The sequence below is a fragment of the Pantoea sp. CCBC3-3-1 genome (assembly GCF_007981265.1).
Classification (GTDB): Bacteria; Pseudomonadota; Gammaproteobacteria; order Enterobacterales; family Enterobacteriaceae; genus Erwinia.
On the sequence record NZ_CP034363.1, the window covers coordinates 2,385,853 to 2,403,620 of the forward strand.

Sequence of the window (17,768 nt, forward strand, 5' to 3'; positions counted from 1 at the left end):
ATTTAACAGCGGAGGCTGACAGTGCCACTTGCAAATGTTTGTGTCATCGGCTTGGGTTCGATGGGAATGGGCGCAGCGACGTCATGTATTCGTGCAGGTCTGAACACCTGGGGTGTCGATCTCAATCCTGCCGCGCTGGAAACGCTGCGTCAGGCTGGCGCACAGGATGCGCAGAGCTCGGCCGACAGTTTTGTCGAACGACTTGAAGCCGTGCTGCTGCTGGTGGTCAACGCCGCGCAGGTCAACAGCATTCTGTTTGGCGACAACGGGCTGGCAGCAAAACTGAAGCCGGGCACGGTGGTGATGGTTTCTTCCACTATTTCCGCTCAGGACGCTCAGCAGATTGAACAGAAGCTTACCGCTCATCAGTTGCTGATGCTGGATGCGCCGGTATCCGGCGGCGCGGCAAAAGCGGCCACCGGCGACATGACGGTGATGGCGTCCGGCAGCGATGCTGCTTTTGAACGGCTTCAGCCGGTTCTCGAGGCGATTGCTGCGAAGGTCTACCGCATCGGTAGCGAAATCGGCCAGGGCTCAACGGTGAAGATTATCCACCAGCTGCTCGCTGGCGTGCATATCGCCGTGGGGGCGGAAGCGATGGCGATGGCTTCACGCGCCGGTATCCCGCTTGAAACAATGTATGACGTTGTCACCAACGCGGCCGGAAACTCCTGGATGTTTGAGAATCGCATGCGCCATGTGGTGGACGGCGACTACAGCCCGAAATCCGCCGTCGATATCTTTGTTAAGGATCTTAACCTGGTGGCGGAAACCGCGAAATCGCTGCATTTCCCGCTGCCGCTGGCCTCTACCGCGCTGAATATGTTTACTGAAGCCAGCAACGCGGGCTATGGCCGTGAAGATGACAGCGCGGTGATTAAGATTTTCAGCGGTATCACGCTGCCACACGGCAAGGAGGGAGTATGACTCGCCTGGGCGTCATTGCCGATGATTTTACCGGCGCAACCGACATCGCCAGCTTTCTGGTGCAAAACGGTCTCTCTACCCTTCAGTTCAACGGCGTGCCGCAGCAGCACGATGCGCCCACCACGCAGGCGATTGTCATCAGTTTAAAAACCCGCTCCTGTGGTATTGAGCAGGCCGTGCAGCAGTCGCTGGCCGCGCTGAAATGGCTCCAGGAGCAGGGCTGCGACCGCTTTTACTTCAAATATTGCTCGACCTTCGACAGCACGGAAAAAGGCAATATTGGCCCGGTAACTGATGCCCTGCTGGCCGAGCTGGGTGAAACGCAAACGGCGATCTGCCCGGCGCTGCCGGTAAATGGCCGTACTGTCTATCTTGGACACCTGTTTGTCGGCGAGCAGTTGCTGTCCGATTCCGGCATGCGGCACCATCCGGTTACGCCGATGACCGACAGCAACCTGCTGCGTTTAATGGAAAAGCAGGCAACGGGCAAAGCCGGGCTGATTAGCGCTGCGGTGCTCGATCAGGGTGCCCGTGCGGTAGCGAAAAAGCTGGCTGAGCTGAAAAGCCAGGGCGTGAACTACGTGGTGCTGGATACGCTGAACGAACAGCATCTGCTGACGCAGGGCGAGGCGCTGGCTGATATGCGGCTGGTAACGGGCGGTTCCGGTCTGGCCATCGGACTGGCACGCCAGTGGGCAACGGGCAATGGCGCTCGCGGTGAGGCCGAAGCGGCGGGGCGTCCACAAGGCGAACGCGCGGTGGTGATTTCCGGTTCCTGTTCGCAGATGACCAATAAACAGGTTAATGCCTATCGTCAGCAGGCACCTTCTCAGGAAGTTGACGTCGCACGCTGTCTGGATCTCGATAAGGCAGGCGACTATGCACAACAGCTGTGCGACTGGGTCGCGGCCAACAGCGACCAGCCGCTGGCACCGTTGCTTTACGCCACGGCTGATGCGCAGGCGTTGCAGGCAATTCAGCAACAGTATGGCGCGCAGCGCAGTAGCGAAGCGGTCGAAAATCTGTTTGCCGCCGTGACCCGGGAGCTGAAGCGTCGTGGCTGGCAGCGTTTCATTGTGGCGGGCGGCGAAACCTCTGGCGTGGTGGCGCAGAGCCTCGACGTGACCGCTTTCCATATTGGCCCCTCGGTTTCACCCGGCGTCCCCTGGGTACGCGATATCGACCAGCCGCTGTCGCTGGTCCTTAAATCAGGCAATTTTGGCGATGAACAGTTCTTCCGCCGCGCACAAACGGAGTTTTCTTTATGACTGAACAGCAGGCACGCCAGGAGATGGTCACGCTGGGCGCCTCCTTCTTCGCGCGCGGTTACGCAACCGGCTCCGCAGGCAATCTTTCTTTGCGCCTTGAAGACGGCATGCTGCTGGCCACGCCGACCGGCTCCTGTCTGGGCGAGCTGAATGGCGAGCGGCTTTCTAAAGTGACGCTGGAGGGCGAATGGCTCTCCGGCGACAAGCCTTCAAAAGAGATTGCTTTTCATCGGGCGCTTTATCAGAACGATCCCAGCTGTAAAGCGGTAGTGCATCTTCACAGCCATTACCTGACGGCGTTCTCCTGCCTTGAAGGGCTGGATCCGCACAACTGTATTCGTCCGTTCACGCCTTACGTTGTTATGCGCGTGGGCGACGTGCCGGTGGTGCCTTACTACAAGCCGGGCGACCAACGCCTGGCGGAAGATTTAGCCGGGCTGGCAGGACGGTATCGTGCGTTTTTACTCGCCAACCACGGCTCCGTCGTAGTGGGAAAATCGTTGCGCGAAGCGGCTGACAATACCGAAGAGCTGGAAGAGACGGCGCGCCTTATTTTTACCCTGGGCGACCGCGCCATCAGATACCTGAATGATGATGAAGTTGCCGCGTTAAGGAGCCGATAATGCCAAAATTTGCCGCTAATTTGTCCACGCAGTTTACCGAAGTGCCTTTTTTATCGCGCTTTGCCGCGGCGGCCGCCGCCGGATTTGAAGCCGTGGAGTTTCTGTTTCCTTATGACTATCCGGCCGCGCAGCTAAAACAGCTGCTGGACGATAATCATCTCAAACTGGTGCTGTTTAATACCGCAGCCAGGAACGTGCAGGCAGGAGAATGGGGCGTGTCGGCGATCCCCGGTCGTGAAGCGGACGCCCGGGCCGATATTGACAATGCGCTGGCTTACGCCGTGGCGCTGGAGGTGCCGCAGGTACATATCATGGCTTCCGTGGTGCAGGAAGGGATGGACCGCGATGCCTGCGTTGAAACGCTCATCAGCAATATCCACTATGCGGCAGATCGCTTTGCACCACACGGCATCAACATTTTGCTGGAAGCGCTAAGCCCGAAGATTAAACCAAACTACCTCTATTCAAGTCAGTATCAGACGCTGGACGTCATGGCGCGTATCGACCGGCCAAACGTTTTTACCCAGCTCGATCTGTTCCATGCCCAGCTGGTTGACGGCAATCTGAGCCAGCTGATCCGTGCTAATCGGGGCCGCTACCGCCACGTGCAGATCGCCTCTGCGCCGGACCGGCACGAACCGGACGAGGGTGAAATCAACTATCCGTGGCTGTTTAGCCTGCTGGATGAAGTGGGCTACGACGGCTGGGTCGGCTGCGAATATATTCCGCGTCATTCGACGCTGGAAGGCCTCGGCTGGTTCCAGCCCTGGGCGAAAAAGCCCTGAAAACCTGCCACCGGCGTTGCTGCGCCGGTGTCTTCTTACCTCTGCCTGCACCAGGCAACCCTGCGCCTTACTTTAAAACGATAAAAAATATCTGAGGTTTACCATGTCCACCGCCTTGCTGTTAGCTATCGCGACCGCCAGCATTGTTATTCTGCTGCTGCTGGTCATTAAAGCCAAAGTTCATCCGTTTGTGGCCCTGCTGATTGTCAGCCTGCTGGTTGCTTTTGCCACCGGCATTCCGTCCGAAAAAATTATGGAAATCATCATGAGCGGCATGGGCGGGCTGCTCGGTCATATCGCTATTATCATTGTGCTGGGGGCGATGCTCGGCGCGGTGATCGAGGCCTCGGGCGGCGCTGAATCGCTGGCCCAGCGCTTTAGCAAAACGCTGGGCATCAAGCGTACCGTCGCGGCACTGACCATGGCGGCGTTTATTCTGGGAATTCCGGTCTTTTTCGAGGTCGGCTTTATTATTGTTATCCCACTGATTTATGGCTTTACCAAAGTTGCCCGCGTCTCGCCAATGAAGTTTGGTCTGCCGATGGCGGGCGTGATGCTGACGGTGCATGTGGCGTTGCCGACGCATCCCGGGCCAGCGGCGGCGGCGGGGATCCTGCACAGCGATATGGGCTGGCTGATGATGCTGGGGATCGCCATTTCGATTCCGGTTGGCGTGGTGGGCTACTTTGTGGCAAAAGCGATGAATCGCCGTCGCTATCAGCTTTCGGTAGAAGTGCTGGAAAATTTGCAAATGGCAAAACCGGAAGGCGTAGAGAAGAAAAATGAACCGGCTCCGCCCGGCGCGCTGATGATCTCCGGGCTGATTGTCGTCCCCATTGCGTTAATTGTGCTCGGCACGCTGGCACATTCGCTGCTGGCAGAAGAGAGCATGCTGCGTAAAGTGATGATGGTTATTGGCACGCCGCCGATTGCCCTGTTAATCGCGCTCGCGCTGGCTGCATGGTTGCTGGGTCTGCGTCGTGGCTGGAGTAAAGATAAGCTGGAGGATCTGACCGGTCGCGCCATCCCCGGTTCGGCCAGCGTGATCCTGGTGGCCGGTGCCGGTGGTGCATTCGGCAAGGTGCTGGTGGAATCCGGCGTGGGCAAAGCGCTGGCAACCACGCTGGAAACGCTGCATTTGCCGCTGGTGCCGGCCGCGTTTATTCTGTCGCTGGCGCTGCGGGCATCACAGGGTTCCGCCACCGTGGCGATCCTGACAACCAGCGGGCTGCTGACCACGGCGGTCGGCGGTGCAAATGAGATGGAAAGGGTGCTGGTAACGCTGGCGGCCTGTTTTGGCGGGTTGGGGTTGTCACATGTTAACGATGCGGGCTTTTGGGTGGTAACGCGTTATCTGGGCCTGTCGGTGCCGGATGGCCTGAAGACGTGGACCGTACTGACCACCATTATGGGCCTGAGCGGTTTTGTCCTCACCTGGCTGGTTTGGGCTCTGGTTTAAGTGAGTGCTCCCTGGCCCGCTGGTGTTGCTGGCGGGGCAGGGAGCAGGGTCTTAACCTGAAAAAGTACGCCACTGAGGGCGTACTTTGATTAATGAATCATCATTCACATCCAGGTTCGGGTTCGTCACTTAACCCATAAGTGCAAAGATAAGGATCCGTCCATTGATTATCCCTGTGGAAAAAAACGACTTGTTCCCCCGTGTTAAAAAAAACAAAACCCAGCCCGCTGGATTGCAAATTCCAACGCCCACTTGAACCATCATCAAAAACAACTGTTCCTACAGCAAAACAGGGCGAGTAATATTCATGTAGCAGTGTTCCGCTTTCTTTTGACTCACTGGCAAGGCTGAAAAAACGCACAAGCTGATTTTGTTCAGGCCTGAATGATTTACACGCTGTTTTTTCACTTTCTTCATTGTGTCCTTCATAAAGTAAACCGGTTTTTTCAATGTTGAGATGGCTGACCGTCCTTGCCTGTGCAGGATATAAAGCGGTTAAGAAAAAGGTTAAAAAAGCAATTATTTTATAATTTGATTTTACCATTTTGCTGTACTTGCCTCCGTTGTGTTTTTTCTGCCTATTTCAGGATGGCGGTATACCTCGGTCATTGGAACGTTAAGCATGTCACTAAGTTCTTGTATCAACCATTTCAGTGATTCGTTTTGCATATCGTTAACGGGTTCATATACAGGTTCTTTGCTGTCAGCGGCATTTGACTTACCGACAATTTCAATGCCGATACTGTCACTGTTTACAGGAAACCGACTGGGAAATGATTTTTTGTGTTCAATTCTGGATATTTCAGTTGCATTAACCCAGGATTTCTCCAGTGTTGCGATCCTTTTAAACTCCGCTGGTTTACACCTGGCCGTCAAAAAACATCGGGACTGAATTTTCCCAACATGCCATGTCACTTTATACAGTGAGGCCGTCTGATAGATAGTTCCGTCTTTGTCTATCAAAAAATGTGCGCCATTAGCGCCTTTATTTTGATAACTATTAAATGTGCTACCACTCGTTGAGGCGTTTGTCTGATGCACAACAATTCCATTTACTTTTTTAAGTTCTCCGCGCTCTATCGAAGAAAATCTTTTGACGGTAATACGCTCTGCATCGATTAAACCATTTTTATCTATAAATAACATGTTAATCATCCTTGTGTTAATAACAGTTAAATTAAAAGATTGCGTTTAATGTCATATCCAGTGGAAACTGTCCCGGCAGATTTCCCCAGAGCATTCTGCAAAACATAATCCACCTTGACCCGCGCGAAAGATAATTTAACGTCCTCTCTGGGGCCATACATATTGTAAACCCCTGTTGGCTGAACCTGGGTAATGATGATTTCCTGTAAGGTTATTCTTATATATTCCAGCGGCGCTCCTCCAGCCTTGCGCATCGTCAAAATCGCCTCAGAAATTGGCTTTCCGACCAGGCAGTATTGGAGAAGGTTTGGGCTGGCTTTATCGATATAATGTTCAAAACAAAGGTCTTTAACGGTACATTTACCTGAACCTCCGCCGCTGCCTGAATGCATATTTGACGTTTGACTGAGCGACCAGTTCCAGTTGAGCACCTCAATCTCATCTTTATGAACCGGATCCTGGGATTCACCTGCAATGCCCTTAAATTTAATAAAAATATCCTGTGTCATATTTCGTCCTTGTTAATTTACGGTTAAATATTTCCCTGCTATGAATTTTTAGTCAGACAGGGCTTCACAAAGCGCCCCCAGACCGTGAGACCATGCTTCCCTCCGTTCTTTAGAACCCTCAGAGAAGGCCGCTGTTTAAAAATCATGCAGAAACAGAATATCGCATGGAAAAAATGCTTAATCAAAATATGTTTAGCATCAGGCAAGTTGGTCAGCAGCAGGTCAGGCAGATACCCATCTTTTATGCGGCGATCGGCAATATGTCGGCAAAGGCAAAAAATTTTTTCATCCGACCGAAACTTTTACCGTTTCTCCGGCGAACCTATGATTAAGGAAACAATTCCTGTTATCTGTCATTCAATGGAGAGCATTATGCGTATGAAAAACAATCTGAAAACAGTCGTTGCCGCCTCACTTTTAGCCCTTAGCCTGCCCGTGACGTCCGCTTTTGCTGCCTTACAGGTGGGTGAGAAAGCGCCTGACTTCAAGCTTGAAGCCGCACTGGCCGGTAAAGCAACGACCTTCTCACTTCAGCAAGCGTTGCAAAAAGGGCCGGTCGTGCTCTATTTCTTCCCGGTGGCGTTTAGCGCGGGTTGTACACTGGAAGCGCACGATTTTGCCGAGGCCACCGATGAGTTTAAAAAGCAGGGTGCGACAGTGATTGGCGTTACTGCCGGCAATACCGATCAGATTGCTAAGTTCTCCCAGCTGGAATGTCGCGATAAATTTACCGTCGCTGCCGATCCGGGTGCAAAAGTCGCCACTGAATATAAAAACACTCTGGAAATAAAAGGGAAAACTTATTCAGACCGCACGTCTTATGTGATTGCGCCGGACGGTAAGATCCTGCTCAGCTATACCGATAAAAACCCGGATGCGCATATTGAGAAAGCGATGGAAGCAGTGAAAAAATATCGTCAGGCCAACCCGGCTTAATTTTCTAACCTGAGTGGATTTATTATGCTGACCGCAATCGCTGCCGCTTTCCTTGGCGGCCTGATCCTGAATTTAATGCCGTGCGTCTTTCCGGTCATCTCGCTGAAAGCGTTGAGCCTGATCCGCCATCACGACAAGCCCGGACACGCCCGAGCGGAAGGCCTGGCTTTTTTGCTCGGCGTTGTGCTCACTATGATCGCACTGGTAGCGGTATTGCTGCTGGCGCGAGCTGGCGGCGCTTCCGTCGGGTGGGGCTTCCAGCTGCAATCTCCGCTGGTGATTGCGCTGTTGATCCTGGTGATGTTGGGGTCGGCGCTTAATCTTTTTGGCCTTTTTGAGGTCGGACTGGCAGTGCAGCGGGTTGGGGGGATCGGCGGCGATCGCGGCGGTTTGATTGGTTCGGCGCTGACCGGCGCGCTGGCTATCGTTGTCGCTACGCCGTGTAGCGCACCGTTTATGGCCAGCGCTGTCGGCTATGCACTGACTCAGCCGCCTTTCATTAGCGTGGTGATCTTTATTTCGCTGGCGCTAGGCTTTGCGGCACCGTTTACTTTGATTTCGTTTTTCCCGGTACTGGCGCGCGTATTGCCTGCGCCAGGTGCCTGGATGATTACGCTAAAACACGGCCTGGCGTTTCCGATGCTGGGTGCGGTGGGCTGGCTGATTTGGGTATTGGAGCGTCAGGCGGGATCGGCCGCGCTGGCTGCGATCCTGGTCTGCTGTCTGTTATTCAGTTTTGCCGCCTGGCTGTATGGCATGGCGCAAAAACGCCGTATGATGGGTAAAGGCCACTGGGGGCTGCACATTGCAACGCTGGTGTTTCTGCTGCTGGTGGTGCCGCCACTGGCAAACCTGAAAACAACCGCCACCTCACCGGATGGTGCAGAAGCTTCTGAAGCGGCGGCTGCCGTTGCCTGGTCGCCACAAAATGTCGACGCCATTAAAGGGCAGGGTAAACCGATTCTGGTTAACTTCACCGCCTCGTGGTGCATTACCTGTCAGGTTAACGACCGTACCTCGCTCTCTACACAAGCGGTGAAAACGGCAATGGCACAGACCAGCACGATTTATATGGTCGCGGATTCAACCAAATACAATCCTGATGTCGAACAGGCACTCAGCGATTTTGGCCAGGGTGGATTGCCGCTTTATGTGGTTTATCCGGCCGATGGCGGCAAGCCTGTCGTGCTGCCGCAGGTACTGACGCCGCGTATCGTGATTTCGGCGCTGGAACATGCCGCGGTAAGCGACAAAAAATCCTGAAACTGACGAGTAAACTTCTTTGTAATGAACCGAACAGAGAAAATATTCAGGGCCAATGATGGCCGGGACTGAAATCAGCGTTCAGCACTGGCCAGCACTTATGGCTCGCGCGCAGGCTGGCGACAGGGAAGCCTATAACCAGTTACTGAAAGCGATGGTGCCAGCCATTCGTGCCTTCGTGCGCAAAAAAATCAGTGATGAAGCGTTAATTGAGGACGTTATTCAGGAGACGTTGCTGGCGATCCACCGGGTGCGCCACACCTACGATCCGCAACGGCCTGTTTTGCCCTGGGTGGCGGCTATCAGTTCTGCCAGAGCGATTGATGCTTTGCGACAGCGCGGTCGTAATCAGGAAGTTCAGGATGAAGAGGCATTAAATCTTTATCCCGCAGAGTTGGACGATGTTAGCCCTGAACCGCATGACCTCGCCGGCTATTTAGGCAGCCTGCCGGTGCGTCAGCGTGAGATTGTTGAGTCCGTTCATCTGCGGGAACAAAGTCTGGCGCAGGCGGCAGCAGAAACCCATCTTTCCGTTTCTGCCGTCAAATCCCTTTTGCATCGCGCGATGCTTAACCTTCGGAAATATGGAAGCGGTAATCGTGAGAAATCATGAGCAGTTTATAGATCACCTCAGTCAGTCGGCGCAGCCGGTGAAACGCTTACGGCCTGTGGGCTGGCGTGTTGCCGGTTGGGTTGCTTTGGCCCTCCCTTGCGGCATGCTGAGCAGCTGGATACTCCATCATCGTTTCACAGACTGGTCCCAGCCAGGCGCGTTGCCCGCGATGCTCACTTTGCTGCTGGCTTTTATTATTGGCAGCAGCGCTATCGCCGCCGCTTTCACCCTTAGCATTGCCGGACGCCAGCCCGTACGCATGAGATGGCCGCTGTTGCTGGCGCTCTGCTGGCTGGTGCTTAATCTGATTAATATGTCCCTTTCCGGGACAAGAGCTGGAGCGGGTCAGTTTGGTGAAGGGATCCACTGCTATCTGTTTATGCTGTCGGCCAGCCTGCCGATGATGGTGATTTCGGTTATCAGCCTGCATCGCTCGCGTTCGCTCTATCCTGGCAGGAGTCTGGCTCTGGCAGGATGCGGTATCGCGTTTATGTCATCCATGCTGCTTTCGCTGTGCCATGAAACGCATCTGCATCTGCTCGACTTCATTATGCACCTCGCGGCAGGCATCACCATTGTTGCTATTACCGTGTTGGCGGGAAGGCGCTGGATCGGGCTGGATAAGTGATGATACTTGAGAACTAAAAATGGCTTCTTTTTATTATTTTTGAATGATTTATAAATTCAATGACGCCTATATTAATAAGCATCAGTAGGCCTTCGTAAAGCCTCCCCAATAATATAAGTTGACAAAAATTTTACTATCGATTATATCATAATAAATACCTCCAGGTATTCATTCTCTTTTTCATTTCAGAAAAAAACAGGCGTTATTATTTTAAATCTCCACTATAAGGCGCCAGTTATATTAGGTTTAAACTCTGTCACGGCACAGCATCGACAGGTTTTCTGTCTGTTTTTAACTTTTAATGGTGATGAATGGAAATTTTAGATGAATTGAATGCACTTGCAGTCAAAATCAAACAACAATCGCTTTTAATTCAAACGGAAGAGGCCACTAAGAGTGCACTGGTCATGCCCTTTATCAGCAAGATATTGGGTTATGATGTTTTTAACCCTACGGAAGTTATTCCCGAATTTATTTGTGATGTTGGAATAAAAAAAGGCGAGAAAATTGACTATGCCATAGTCAGGGACTCTGAGATTCAGATGCTCGTCGAATGTAAAAAAATTGGCGATTCACTCAATATAAAACACGCTTCACAGCTTTTCAGATACTTTCATGTGACTACAGCCAGAATATCCATCCTCACAAATGGCCAGGTTTACAGGTTTTTCACGGATTTAGATGCACCAAATAAAATGGATGAAAAACCTTTTCTGGAACTGGATCTTCTCGATATCGATGAAAACGTGGTTCCAGAGATACTCAAGCTAACCAGAAGTGCTTTTGATGTGGAGTCAATAGTCAACGCCGCTGGAGAGCTTAAGTATGTCAGTCAGATTAAAAAAATAATTTCGGCACAATTTCAAAACCCCGAAGACGATTTTGTAAAGCTTGTAGGATCTCGGGTATATGAAGGGGTTTTTACGCAAAAGGTCAAAGAGCTTTTCCTGGTTTTAACAAAAAAAGCGGCAAATCAATGGTTAAACGATCAGGTCAATGAAAGGTTAAAGTCAGCTATCAGCGGTTCTGTTACGGATAAGACTGAGGTTGATACTCCCACCACGCTTAGTGAGGGTGGTAAACAACAGACCGATGTAGATGACGGAATTGTAACTACAGCTGAAGAAATTGAAGGATTTCATATTGTCAAATCAATCATAAGGAAACATTTTGCTTCTGAAAGGATTTCATACAGAGACACAAGGAGTTATTTTGGCATACTAATCGATGACAATAACAGGAAGCCAATATGCAGGCTGCATTTGAATCGAAGTCAGATGTATATTGGTCTCTTTGATGCTAATAAAGTTGAGACTCGGCATCCTGTTTCAACCCTTGATGAAATTTATGACTTTACCGATGTCCTGATTGAAACAGCACTAAGATATAACTAGCGAAGGCAGGGGAGCTTTGTCGCTCCCCTGTAAGATTAGACAGCCGGGAATTAACGTTACGAACTACTTAATTCATATTTATCCCATTTTGAGGTTTCTTACGCCTCCATGCCCAGACGCCTTTAAATCCTGAAACTAAACCCAGCCTTTTTGACGAAATTCGTGCATCGTTTTGGCCACCCATTGCATTTCTTCTGGCGTGCCGAGAGAGATACGACACCAGCTATCCGCGGGGGGAAAGGCACGACCAATCAGCACACCGGATTCGGCCATATGCTGCTGATAGTCTTTCAGTGGCGTGTTGAGCTGGTGAAAAACAAAATTTCCTTCGGAAGGTAAATAAGGCAGCTTTAACTCGTCGAGTGCTTTCACTAAAATCTGGCGGGAGAGGTCGATAGTCTTTTTGCTGTAAGCAATAAATGCAGGATCGTCCATCGAAGCCAGTGCCGCATCAACGCCGCAAAAATTGATTTTCTCCCCGGCGACATGCCTTTCCAGCAGCGCAATCACATTCGGATGTGCCACCGCGTAACCAACACGCATTCCCGCCATCGCATGAATTTTGGAAAAGGTTTTTAGCAGAATAATATTTTGTGCTCCGTTGTGCAGGAGCGGAGTGACAGAGCGAAAGCGTTTGTCATTAACAAATTCCGCATAGGCTTCATCAATGATAAACATCGTGTCGGCAGGCTTACTGGCGATCCATGGCTCAATCAGGTCAGCAGGGGTAATCGTCGCCGTCGGATTATTCGGATTGACCAGATAAACCAGCGAAGGGCCATTATGACTGGCTACCGCCGCTTTCATCCCGGCGATATCAAATGCCCAGTTATCAAGCATTTTGACTTTGGTAACTTTCATTCCGGCGATTTTGGCAAACTCTTCGCCGTCGCCATAGGTCAGTTCAGGGATAACCAGTTGCGATCCCAGCGGCGACCAGGCTTCAACCGCTGCCCGGATGCCTTCCGACGATCCGGCAGTCAGTAATATGGATGAAGATGGAACCTGATGATGTTGAGCGACCTTGTCACGCAGATTGACGATCTCATCTTTTGCATAACGGTTCGCTATGGCGACGGCATTGCGTGCCGCTGCCTGCGCTTTTGGGGACATGCCCAGTGGATTTTCGTTAAAGTTAATACGGATAGGGTTCGCCTGCGTGGGCGGAGAGAAGGTCGCCGTGCCGACAGGATCGGCGGCAAAAGCACGGGATAATCCTGACGATAAGGCAGCCGTGCCCAGTAGTGCGCCCGATAACTTGAATAAGGTTCTACGTTTTGAATCCACAGTCTCGTTTTCATTCACCAGAGTACTCATCGACATATTCTCCTTTTTAATTAATGTCGCAGAGGACTATGCAGTAAATATGCCAGGCTGGAAAAAAAGGTTTTCTTTAACCTTCTGTTATAGCTGTGTAATTAATGGTGAGCGTTGTTGGAGTGCGATATTGATAAGAGCAGCATCTGATAGTTTCGCTGTGAAAATACAAATTATCTTTATGATTAGAATAATGACCAGGGCATTTTTTGGTGCACTTTGCACCAAAATATATCCCTGCGGCCTTCTCGCGCGGTTCTCTCTTGCCCGTTAGTTCAGATTGGCTTTGTGCATGAGAGCAGTGCCTCTGCGCTTACCGGGGCTTGTGTGGGAGAGGGCGAGCTTATGGCACTGATATTAAGGGTAGTCGACGTTTTCAGAGGGGAGCTGCATCGCTCCCCCTGTGTTGCGGCCTATACGTTCAGCCGATGGATAACGCTAACAAACTGATGCACGCCGCTGTTGATTTCCCGCAGGCTGCGGGACAGCTCGCCGATTTTATCCTGTTCGGTCACCACAAATTGTTTTACTGAATCCAGCTGGTGATGCATTTGCTGGATCAGCTGCGTGTTTAGCTCCACCACCGAGGTAATTTTCTGCGTGGCGCTGGCGGTTGAAGCCGCCAGGCGACGAACTTCACCGGCAACCACGCTAAATCCGCGGCCCGCTTCGCCAGCTCGCGCAGATTCAATCGCGGCATTCAACGCCAGGATATTGGTCTGTGAAGCGATAAGATTGATGGTTTCGACCACTTCGCTGATGCTTTTTGCCGAGGCGTTCAGCTGGGCGCCAATCTCAGCCGCGGCGTTCATCTGTATCGTCACCTCGCCGGAGTTCCGCACGGTTTCATCCAGCACTTCATTAGCATTGTGCGTAATTTGCGACGTCTGTTCCGACGTGGTGACAGCGATATCCGCCACGCGCTTTGCAGCCTCCACACGGGCGGTAATGTCAGAAGCGATCTTAATGACCTTACAAACTTTCCCATCGGCGTCGTAAACCGGATTGTAGCTTGCTTCAAGCCAGATGCGTTCGCCCGATGCCGTTTTACGCTCAAAACGCCCAACAAAGTGCTGACCTTTAGCAATTTTTTGCCAGAAATCGGGGTTCTCCTGATAGAAACTTTCATAGCAAAAAATGCGATGATGCTGGCCAACAATATCAGAAAGCGCATAGCCCATATGGGTAAGGAAATTATCGTTGGCCGTAATGATCTTGCCGTCAGTCGTGAACTCAATGACCGCCATAGAGCGATCCAACGCGGTGATCACCGCTTCTTTATGCTCCAGCTCCTGATGTCGGGCGGTGATATCAGAGGCAATTTTAATGACCTTGTACACGGTGCCTTTGTCATCGCAGACCGGGAAGTAGGTGGCGCTGAGATAGAAGCGCTGATGCTGTTTATTAAAACGCTCAAAAATGCCCGTAACCGATTCACCCGCCGCCAATGTCTGCCAGAAAATAGCGTAGCCTGAGGAGTGGGAGTAGGTCGGATGGCAGAAAATCCGGTGATGCTTGCCCTGGATCTCACTTAGCGAGTAGCCAGTCAGGTCCAGAAACTGCTGATTGGCGCTAATGATTTCTCCATCGGGCAAAAATTCAATCCATGCCACATGCTGCTTGATCGCATTGATGTCCTTAACAAGGGCGTTGTTTCTGGATAAGGGCAGAGAAATATTCGATTTTTTCACACCAAACATATAAACCTCAGGAAGTTATCTTGTCTCAATGATCCATCTGCGGGCGGGCAGCCCTCTGCCTGCAACCCCGTGCAAATGAATATATGCGGCAACATGAGTCCGCATTTTTCCCGCCTGACGCTTTGCCATTTTGTGGCTAAAGGCCGTGTCTCTTGATGTGCACTGGTGTGCAGGCTGGGAGGCTGTTTTAACTTTCCTGATGCATTAAATTTATGGGACCGATCAAAAAATCCGTCCAGATCCAGATATCGGCAGGGCAGCCAAAAGTTTGAGCGATATTTGCCAACTGTTTTATCAGGCCTGTTTTTTTCAGGGCAACAGGCTTTAGCGCCTTGTTAAGGCCCGAGTATACACGTGGTGGCAGCAACATCGGCTATGTTCACCTGCTACAAGGTGAGCAAGCGGACGCAGGCAGATAGTCGTATTATGTTAAATAGCCAGGTGTTGGGAAGCGGAGCGTCACCTGAAATGTGTGACCGGTAACGCATCAGCACGCCGCTCATTTACATAATATTAACATCCTTGATGTTAATTGACGTAAGCGAGGAGAGACGGCATGAATGCCAGTAAAATTTCAGGGAGTAAACAGAACCGGTTTACCTGGTTTGTCTGCATGATGGCGGCACTTTCGGGCCTGCTGTTCGGGCTTGATATTGGCGTGATCGCCGGGGCGCTACCGTTTTTAGCGAAAGATTTGCAGATCAGCAACCATGAGCAGGAGTGGGTGGTCAGTTCGATGATGTTCGGCGCGGCAATAGGTGCGCTGGCTGCTGGCTGGATGTCTTCAAAGCTCGGGCGCAAGAAAAGCATGCTGGTGGGGGCGACACTGTTTATCATCGGCTCTTTATGGTCGGCGCTGTCACCGGATGTGGAATCGCTGATTTTCTCCCGCGTGCTGCTCGGCCTGGCGGTTGGCGTAGCGTCCTACACCGCGCCGCTGTACCTGGCTGAGATTGCGCCGGAGCGTGTTCGCGGTTCAATGATCTCCATGTATCAGCTGATGCTGACGACCGGCATCGTGGTGGCTTATCTTTCTGATACCGCGTTCAGCTATAGCGGCAGCTGGCGCTGGATGCTGGGCGTTATCGCGATCCCGGCGGTTATCCTGTTTATTGGCGTGCTGTTTCTTCCTAACAGTCCACGCTGGCTGGCTTCACACGGTCGCTTTAATGAAGCGCAGCGCGTGCTGGATCGTCTGCGCAACACCAGTGAGCAGGCAAAGCAGGAGCTGGATGAAATTCGTGAAAGCCTGCAAGTTAAACAACACGGCTGGTCGTTGTTTAAAAACAATGGCAACTTCCGCCGTGCGGTATGGCTGGGTATGTTATTGCAGCTGATGCAGCAGTTCACCGGCATGAACGTGGTGATGTACTACGCGCCGAAAATTTTTGGCATCGCCGGTTTTTCCAGTACCGGTGAGCAGATGTGGGGAACGGTGATTGTCGGGCTGGTCAATGTGCTGGCAACGCTAATCGCTATTGGTCTGGTCGATCGCTGGGGACGCAAGCCGATGCTCACGACCAGCTTCCTGGTGATGGCGGTAGGGATGGGCGTCCTGGGTACGCTGCTGCATATCGGCGTGGAAACCGAGTTCCGTAAATATTTTGCGGTGGCGATGCTGCTGATCTTTATTGTAGGTTTCGCGATGGCCGCCGGGCCGGTGGTATGGCTGCTGTGTTCAGAGATCCAGCCGCTGAAGGGGCGCGATTTTGGCATCACGGCTTCAACAACCACCAACTGGGTGGGCAATATGATTGTCGGCGCAACGTTCCTGACCATGCTGGAGAAGTTCGGTAACGCCAACACGTTTTGGTTTTACGCCGCGCTGAACCTGGCGTTTATCCTGCTGACGATATGGCTGGTGCCGGAAACGAAGCACGTCACGCTGGAACATATCGAACGAAATCTGATGAAGGGCAAACCACTGCGTGATATCGGTGCCTGACAGGCCGTAAGATGAAGCTGCCGCTACGTGAAATCTGCAAGGGATTGATGCTGAGGATTTCTCAGATTTCACGTAGCGCGATCGGTTTAATCTGCGGCTTGTTCAGGTTAAGGCAAACATGTAAAGAACGGCGAGTGAAAGGCAGCCTCAACAAAGGATGGGAAAAGGCAGGTTAGGGACCAGAAGCAGGTCTCCGGATTTCGGCCCGGCTGATGATTATCTAATTTAACATAATATACATTATGCGCACCAAGGTAACGGTACGTTAAAATTATATCCAGGTCAGTCAAACTGCCAGTAAAGCGGCGTGCCGAAGACTTCCACAAAATAGTCAATCACGGCTCTTACGTTTAACGGCGGATGGCGCACGTTGGGATAAATGGCGGCGATATGCTGTGGCTCTGTTTTGATTGCGGCTTCGAATCCCATCATCACTCTGACCAGCTCGCCTTTTTTAATGCTGTCACCAATCAACCAGTCAGGAAACAGCACCATTCCCATGCCGCCCAGCGCGCTGGTAAGTAAGGATTCAGCATTATTAGAAGTGAGTAATCCGGTAACCGGATAATGGATCCAGCTGCCTGCTGGCTCCCTGAACAACCAGCGATTAGGCCCCGACCAGCCTTTGTAGACCAGACACTTATGATGGTTCAGCTCGGCTGGCGACGCCGGTTCTCCCTGCCTTTCTATATAGCCTGGAGAGGCAACCAGATGATAACGCTGTGTCCCGAATATGCGGGCATGGAAAGAGGAATCCGTCAGTGTGCCGATTCTGAAAATGACATCTGAGGCATCCTTGTGCGGATCGATGTAATCATCGGTTTGCGTCAGCTCAATCAGTAGTTTCGGATAGCGCACAGAAAGCTCAGTCAGCCACGGCGCAATATGGCGCTGACCGAAAAAGACGGGCGCATTAATTCTTATCAATCCGGCCGGTTCCAGAGATCTGTCCAGCATCTCTTTACGGGCTTCACTGAGCTGTTCAGTCATGGCCCGGGCATAATCGATAAACAACCTGCCCGCTTCGGTAGGAATAACGGCCCGGGTATTGCGATAAAAAAGCTGCTGACCCAGCGTGTCCTCCAGTTGCAGAATAACGCGTGAAATCATCGAGGCCGAGACCCCTTCACGCCTTGCTACAGCTGAAAAACTCTGGTCGTCGTAGACACCGATGAAAAATAACAACGTGCGAAAATTGATCGTGGCGGGATCGTACATTATCTCATTTCCTGCAAAGGTGTTTCCTGGATTATAC

At 51.7% G+C, this 17,768-nt stretch carries 17 protein-coding genes; 11 read left to right on the forward strand and 6 right to left on the reverse strand.

Annotated features, from left to right (window positions below):
• The first annotated feature begins 60 nt into the window (after window positions 1–60).
• From ltnD to EHV07_RS11160, 5 genes are all read left to right on the forward strand, one after another.
• Window positions 61–927: an L-threonate dehydrogenase gene (gene ltnD / locus EHV07_RS11140; protein ID WP_371419687.1), complete on the forward strand. Its 867-nt coding sequence runs from the start codon at window positions 61–63 to the stop codon at window positions 925–927.
• Entirely contained in the window at window positions 924–2,195 is a 1,272-nt protein-coding gene (otnK, locus tag EHV07_RS11145; protein WP_147197892.1) for a 3-oxo-tetronate kinase, read from the forward strand. The genes ltnD and otnK overlap by 4 nt, the downstream gene beginning before the upstream one ends.
• Entirely contained in the window at window positions 2,192–2,818 is a 627-nt protein-coding gene (locus tag EHV07_RS11150) for an aldolase (RefSeq protein WP_147197894.1), read from the forward strand. Before otnK ends, EHV07_RS11150 begins: the two co-directional genes overlap by 4 nt.
• Complete coding sequence (otnI, locus tag EHV07_RS11155; RefSeq protein ID WP_147197896.1) at window positions 2,818–3,603, forward strand: 2-oxo-tetronate isomerase; 786 nt, start codon at window positions 2,818–2,820, stop codon at window positions 3,601–3,603. The genes EHV07_RS11150 and otnI overlap by 1 nt, the downstream gene beginning before the upstream one ends.
• A 103-nt stretch (window positions 3,604–3,706) precedes the next feature.
• Window positions 3,707–5,062 carry a GntP family transporter gene (locus EHV07_RS11160; protein WP_147197898.1) on the forward strand — a complete coding sequence of 452 codons (1,356 nt, stop codon included), beginning with the start codon at window positions 3,707–3,709 and terminating at the stop codon, window positions 5,060–5,062.
• A 100-nt stretch (window positions 5,063–5,162) separates the two neighbouring features.
• Here the strand turns inward: EHV07_RS11160 and EHV07_RS11165 are convergent, their stop codons facing one another.
• From EHV07_RS11165 to EHV07_RS11175, 3 genes are read right to left on the reverse strand one after another with little or no spacing between them, the layout of a single operon-like run.
• The gene (locus tag EHV07_RS11165; RefSeq protein ID WP_147197900.1) at window positions 5,163–5,606 is read right to left on the reverse strand and encodes a hypothetical protein; all 444 of its coding nucleotides are present in this window, start codon (window positions 5,604–5,606) and stop codon (window positions 5,163–5,165) included.
• Complete coding sequence (locus EHV07_RS11170; protein ID WP_147197902.1) at window positions 5,600–6,208, reverse strand: peptidoglycan recognition family protein; 609 nt, start codon at window positions 6,206–6,208, stop codon at window positions 5,600–5,602. The genes EHV07_RS11165 and EHV07_RS11170 overlap by 7 nt, the downstream gene beginning before the upstream one ends.
• Before the next feature lie 26 nt (window positions 6,209–6,234).
• Window positions 6,235–6,717 carry a type VI secretion system tube protein Hcp gene (locus tag EHV07_RS11175; RefSeq protein ID WP_147197904.1) on the reverse strand — a complete coding sequence of 161 codons (483 nt, stop codon included), beginning with the start codon at window positions 6,715–6,717 and terminating at the stop codon, window positions 6,235–6,237.
• A gap of 372 nt (window positions 6,718–7,089) precedes the next feature.
• Here EHV07_RS11175 and EHV07_RS11180 point away from each other — a divergent pair, with 372 nt between their 5' ends.
• The 5 genes from EHV07_RS11180 (at window position 7,090) to EHV07_RS11200 (ending at window position 11,551) form a co-directional block, all read left to right on the forward strand.
• On the forward strand, window positions 7,090–7,653 hold the full coding sequence (locus EHV07_RS11180) for a peroxiredoxin (protein ID WP_147197906.1): 564 nt from the start codon (window positions 7,090–7,092) through the stop codon (window positions 7,651–7,653).
• 24 nt (window positions 7,654–7,677) lie between these two features.
• On the forward strand, window positions 7,678–8,916 hold the full coding sequence (locus EHV07_RS11185) for a protein-disulfide reductase DsbD (protein ID WP_147197909.1): 1,239 nt from the start codon (window positions 7,678–7,680) through the stop codon (window positions 8,914–8,916).
• Between the two features lie 58 nt (window positions 8,917–8,974).
• Window positions 8,975–9,529, forward strand: a complete 555-nt coding sequence (locus EHV07_RS11190) for a sigma-70 family RNA polymerase sigma factor (protein ID WP_147200599.1) — start codon at window positions 8,975–8,977, stop codon at window positions 9,527–9,529.
• Window positions 9,516–10,157 (forward strand): NrsF family protein, encoded by a 642-nt coding sequence (locus EHV07_RS11195; RefSeq protein WP_147197910.1) that lies wholly within the window; start codon window positions 9,516–9,518, stop codon window positions 10,155–10,157. Before EHV07_RS11190 ends, EHV07_RS11195 begins: the two co-directional genes overlap by 14 nt.
• A 311-nt stretch (window positions 10,158–10,468) precedes the next feature.
• Window positions 10,469–11,551 (forward strand): type I restriction endonuclease, encoded by a 1,083-nt coding sequence (locus EHV07_RS11200; protein WP_147197913.1) that lies wholly within the window; start codon window positions 10,469–10,471, stop codon window positions 11,549–11,551.
• 135 nt (window positions 11,552–11,686) lie between these two features.
• On the opposite strand, the gene EHV07_RS11205 is transcribed toward EHV07_RS11200, so the two are convergent.
• Together EHV07_RS11205 and EHV07_RS11210 are read right to left on the reverse strand one after the other, a co-directional pair.
• Complete coding sequence (locus EHV07_RS11205) at window positions 11,687–12,868, reverse strand: histidinol-phosphate transaminase (RefSeq protein WP_147197915.1); 1,182 nt, start codon at window positions 12,866–12,868, stop codon at window positions 11,687–11,689.
• 413 nt (window positions 12,869–13,281) lie between these two features.
• Window positions 13,282–14,568 (reverse strand): PAS domain-containing methyl-accepting chemotaxis protein, encoded by a 1,287-nt coding sequence (locus tag EHV07_RS11210; RefSeq protein ID WP_147197922.1) that lies wholly within the window; start codon window positions 14,566–14,568, stop codon window positions 13,282–13,284.
• 556 nt (window positions 14,569–15,124) lie between these two features.
• On the opposite strand from EHV07_RS11210, the gene EHV07_RS11215 reads away from it, so the two are divergent.
• Window positions 15,125–16,513: a sugar porter family MFS transporter gene (locus EHV07_RS11215; protein WP_147197924.1), complete on the forward strand. Its 1,389-nt coding sequence runs from the start codon at window positions 15,125–15,127 to the stop codon at window positions 16,511–16,513.
• A gap of 282 nt (window positions 16,514–16,795) precedes the next feature.
• Here EHV07_RS11215 and EHV07_RS11220 read toward each other — a convergent pair whose 3' ends face one another.
• A complete protein-coding gene (locus tag EHV07_RS11220; protein ID WP_147197926.1) occupies window positions 16,796–17,731 on the reverse strand; it encodes a LysR family transcriptional regulator in 936 nt (311 codons plus the stop codon).
• Window positions 17,732–17,768 lie beyond the last annotated feature (37 nt).

Coding starts and splice junctions, on each gene's coding strand:
- EHV07_RS11205 (WP_147197915.1), bottom strand. CDS start 12,868: ATGAGTACTCTGGTGAATGAAAACGAGACTGTGGATTCAAAACGTAGA.
- EHV07_RS11180 (WP_147197906.1), top strand. CDS start 7,090: ATGCGTATGAAAAACAATCTGAAAACAGTCGTTGCCGCCTCACTTTTA.
- EHV07_RS11160 (WP_147197898.1), top strand. CDS start 3,707: ATGTCCACCGCCTTGCTGTTAGCTATCGCGACCGCCAGCATTGTTATT.
- EHV07_RS11200 (WP_147197913.1), top strand. CDS start 10,469: ATGGAAATTTTAGATGAATTGAATGCACTTGCAGTCAAAATCAAACAA.
- EHV07_RS11210 (WP_147197922.1), bottom strand. CDS start 14,568: ATGTTTGGTGTGAAAAAATCGAATATTTCTCTGCCCTTATCCAGAAAC.
- EHV07_RS11150 (WP_147197894.1), top strand. CDS start 2,192: ATGACTGAACAGCAGGCACGCCAGGAGATGGTCACGCTGGGCGCCTCC.
- EHV07_RS11185 (WP_147197909.1), top strand. CDS start 7,678: ATGCTGACCGCAATCGCTGCCGCTTTCCTTGGCGGCCTGATCCTGAAT.
- EHV07_RS11190 (WP_147200599.1), top strand. CDS start 8,975: ATGGCCGGGACTGAAATCAGCGTTCAGCACTGGCCAGCACTTATGGCT.
- EHV07_RS11220 (WP_147197926.1), bottom strand. CDS start 17,731: ATGTACGATCCCGCCACGATCAATTTTCGCACGTTGTTATTTTTCATC.
- otnK (WP_147197892.1), top strand. CDS start 924: ATGACTCGCCTGGGCGTCATTGCCGATGATTTTACCGGCGCAACCGAC.
- EHV07_RS11165 (WP_147197900.1), bottom strand. CDS start 5,606: ATGGTAAAATCAAATTATAAAATAATTGCTTTTTTAACCTTTTTCTTA.
- ltnD (WP_371419687.1), top strand. CDS start 61: ATGGGAATGGGCGCAGCGACGTCATGTATTCGTGCAGGTCTGAACACC.
- EHV07_RS11170 (WP_147197902.1), bottom strand. CDS start 6,208: ATGTTATTTATAGATAAAAATGGTTTAATCGATGCAGAGCGTATTACC.
- otnI (WP_147197896.1), top strand. CDS start 2,818: ATGCCAAAATTTGCCGCTAATTTGTCCACGCAGTTTACCGAAGTGCCT.
- EHV07_RS11215 (WP_147197924.1), top strand. CDS start 15,125: ATGAATGCCAGTAAAATTTCAGGGAGTAAACAGAACCGGTTTACCTGG.
- EHV07_RS11175 (WP_147197904.1), bottom strand. CDS start 6,717: ATGACACAGGATATTTTTATTAAATTTAAGGGCATTGCAGGTGAATCC.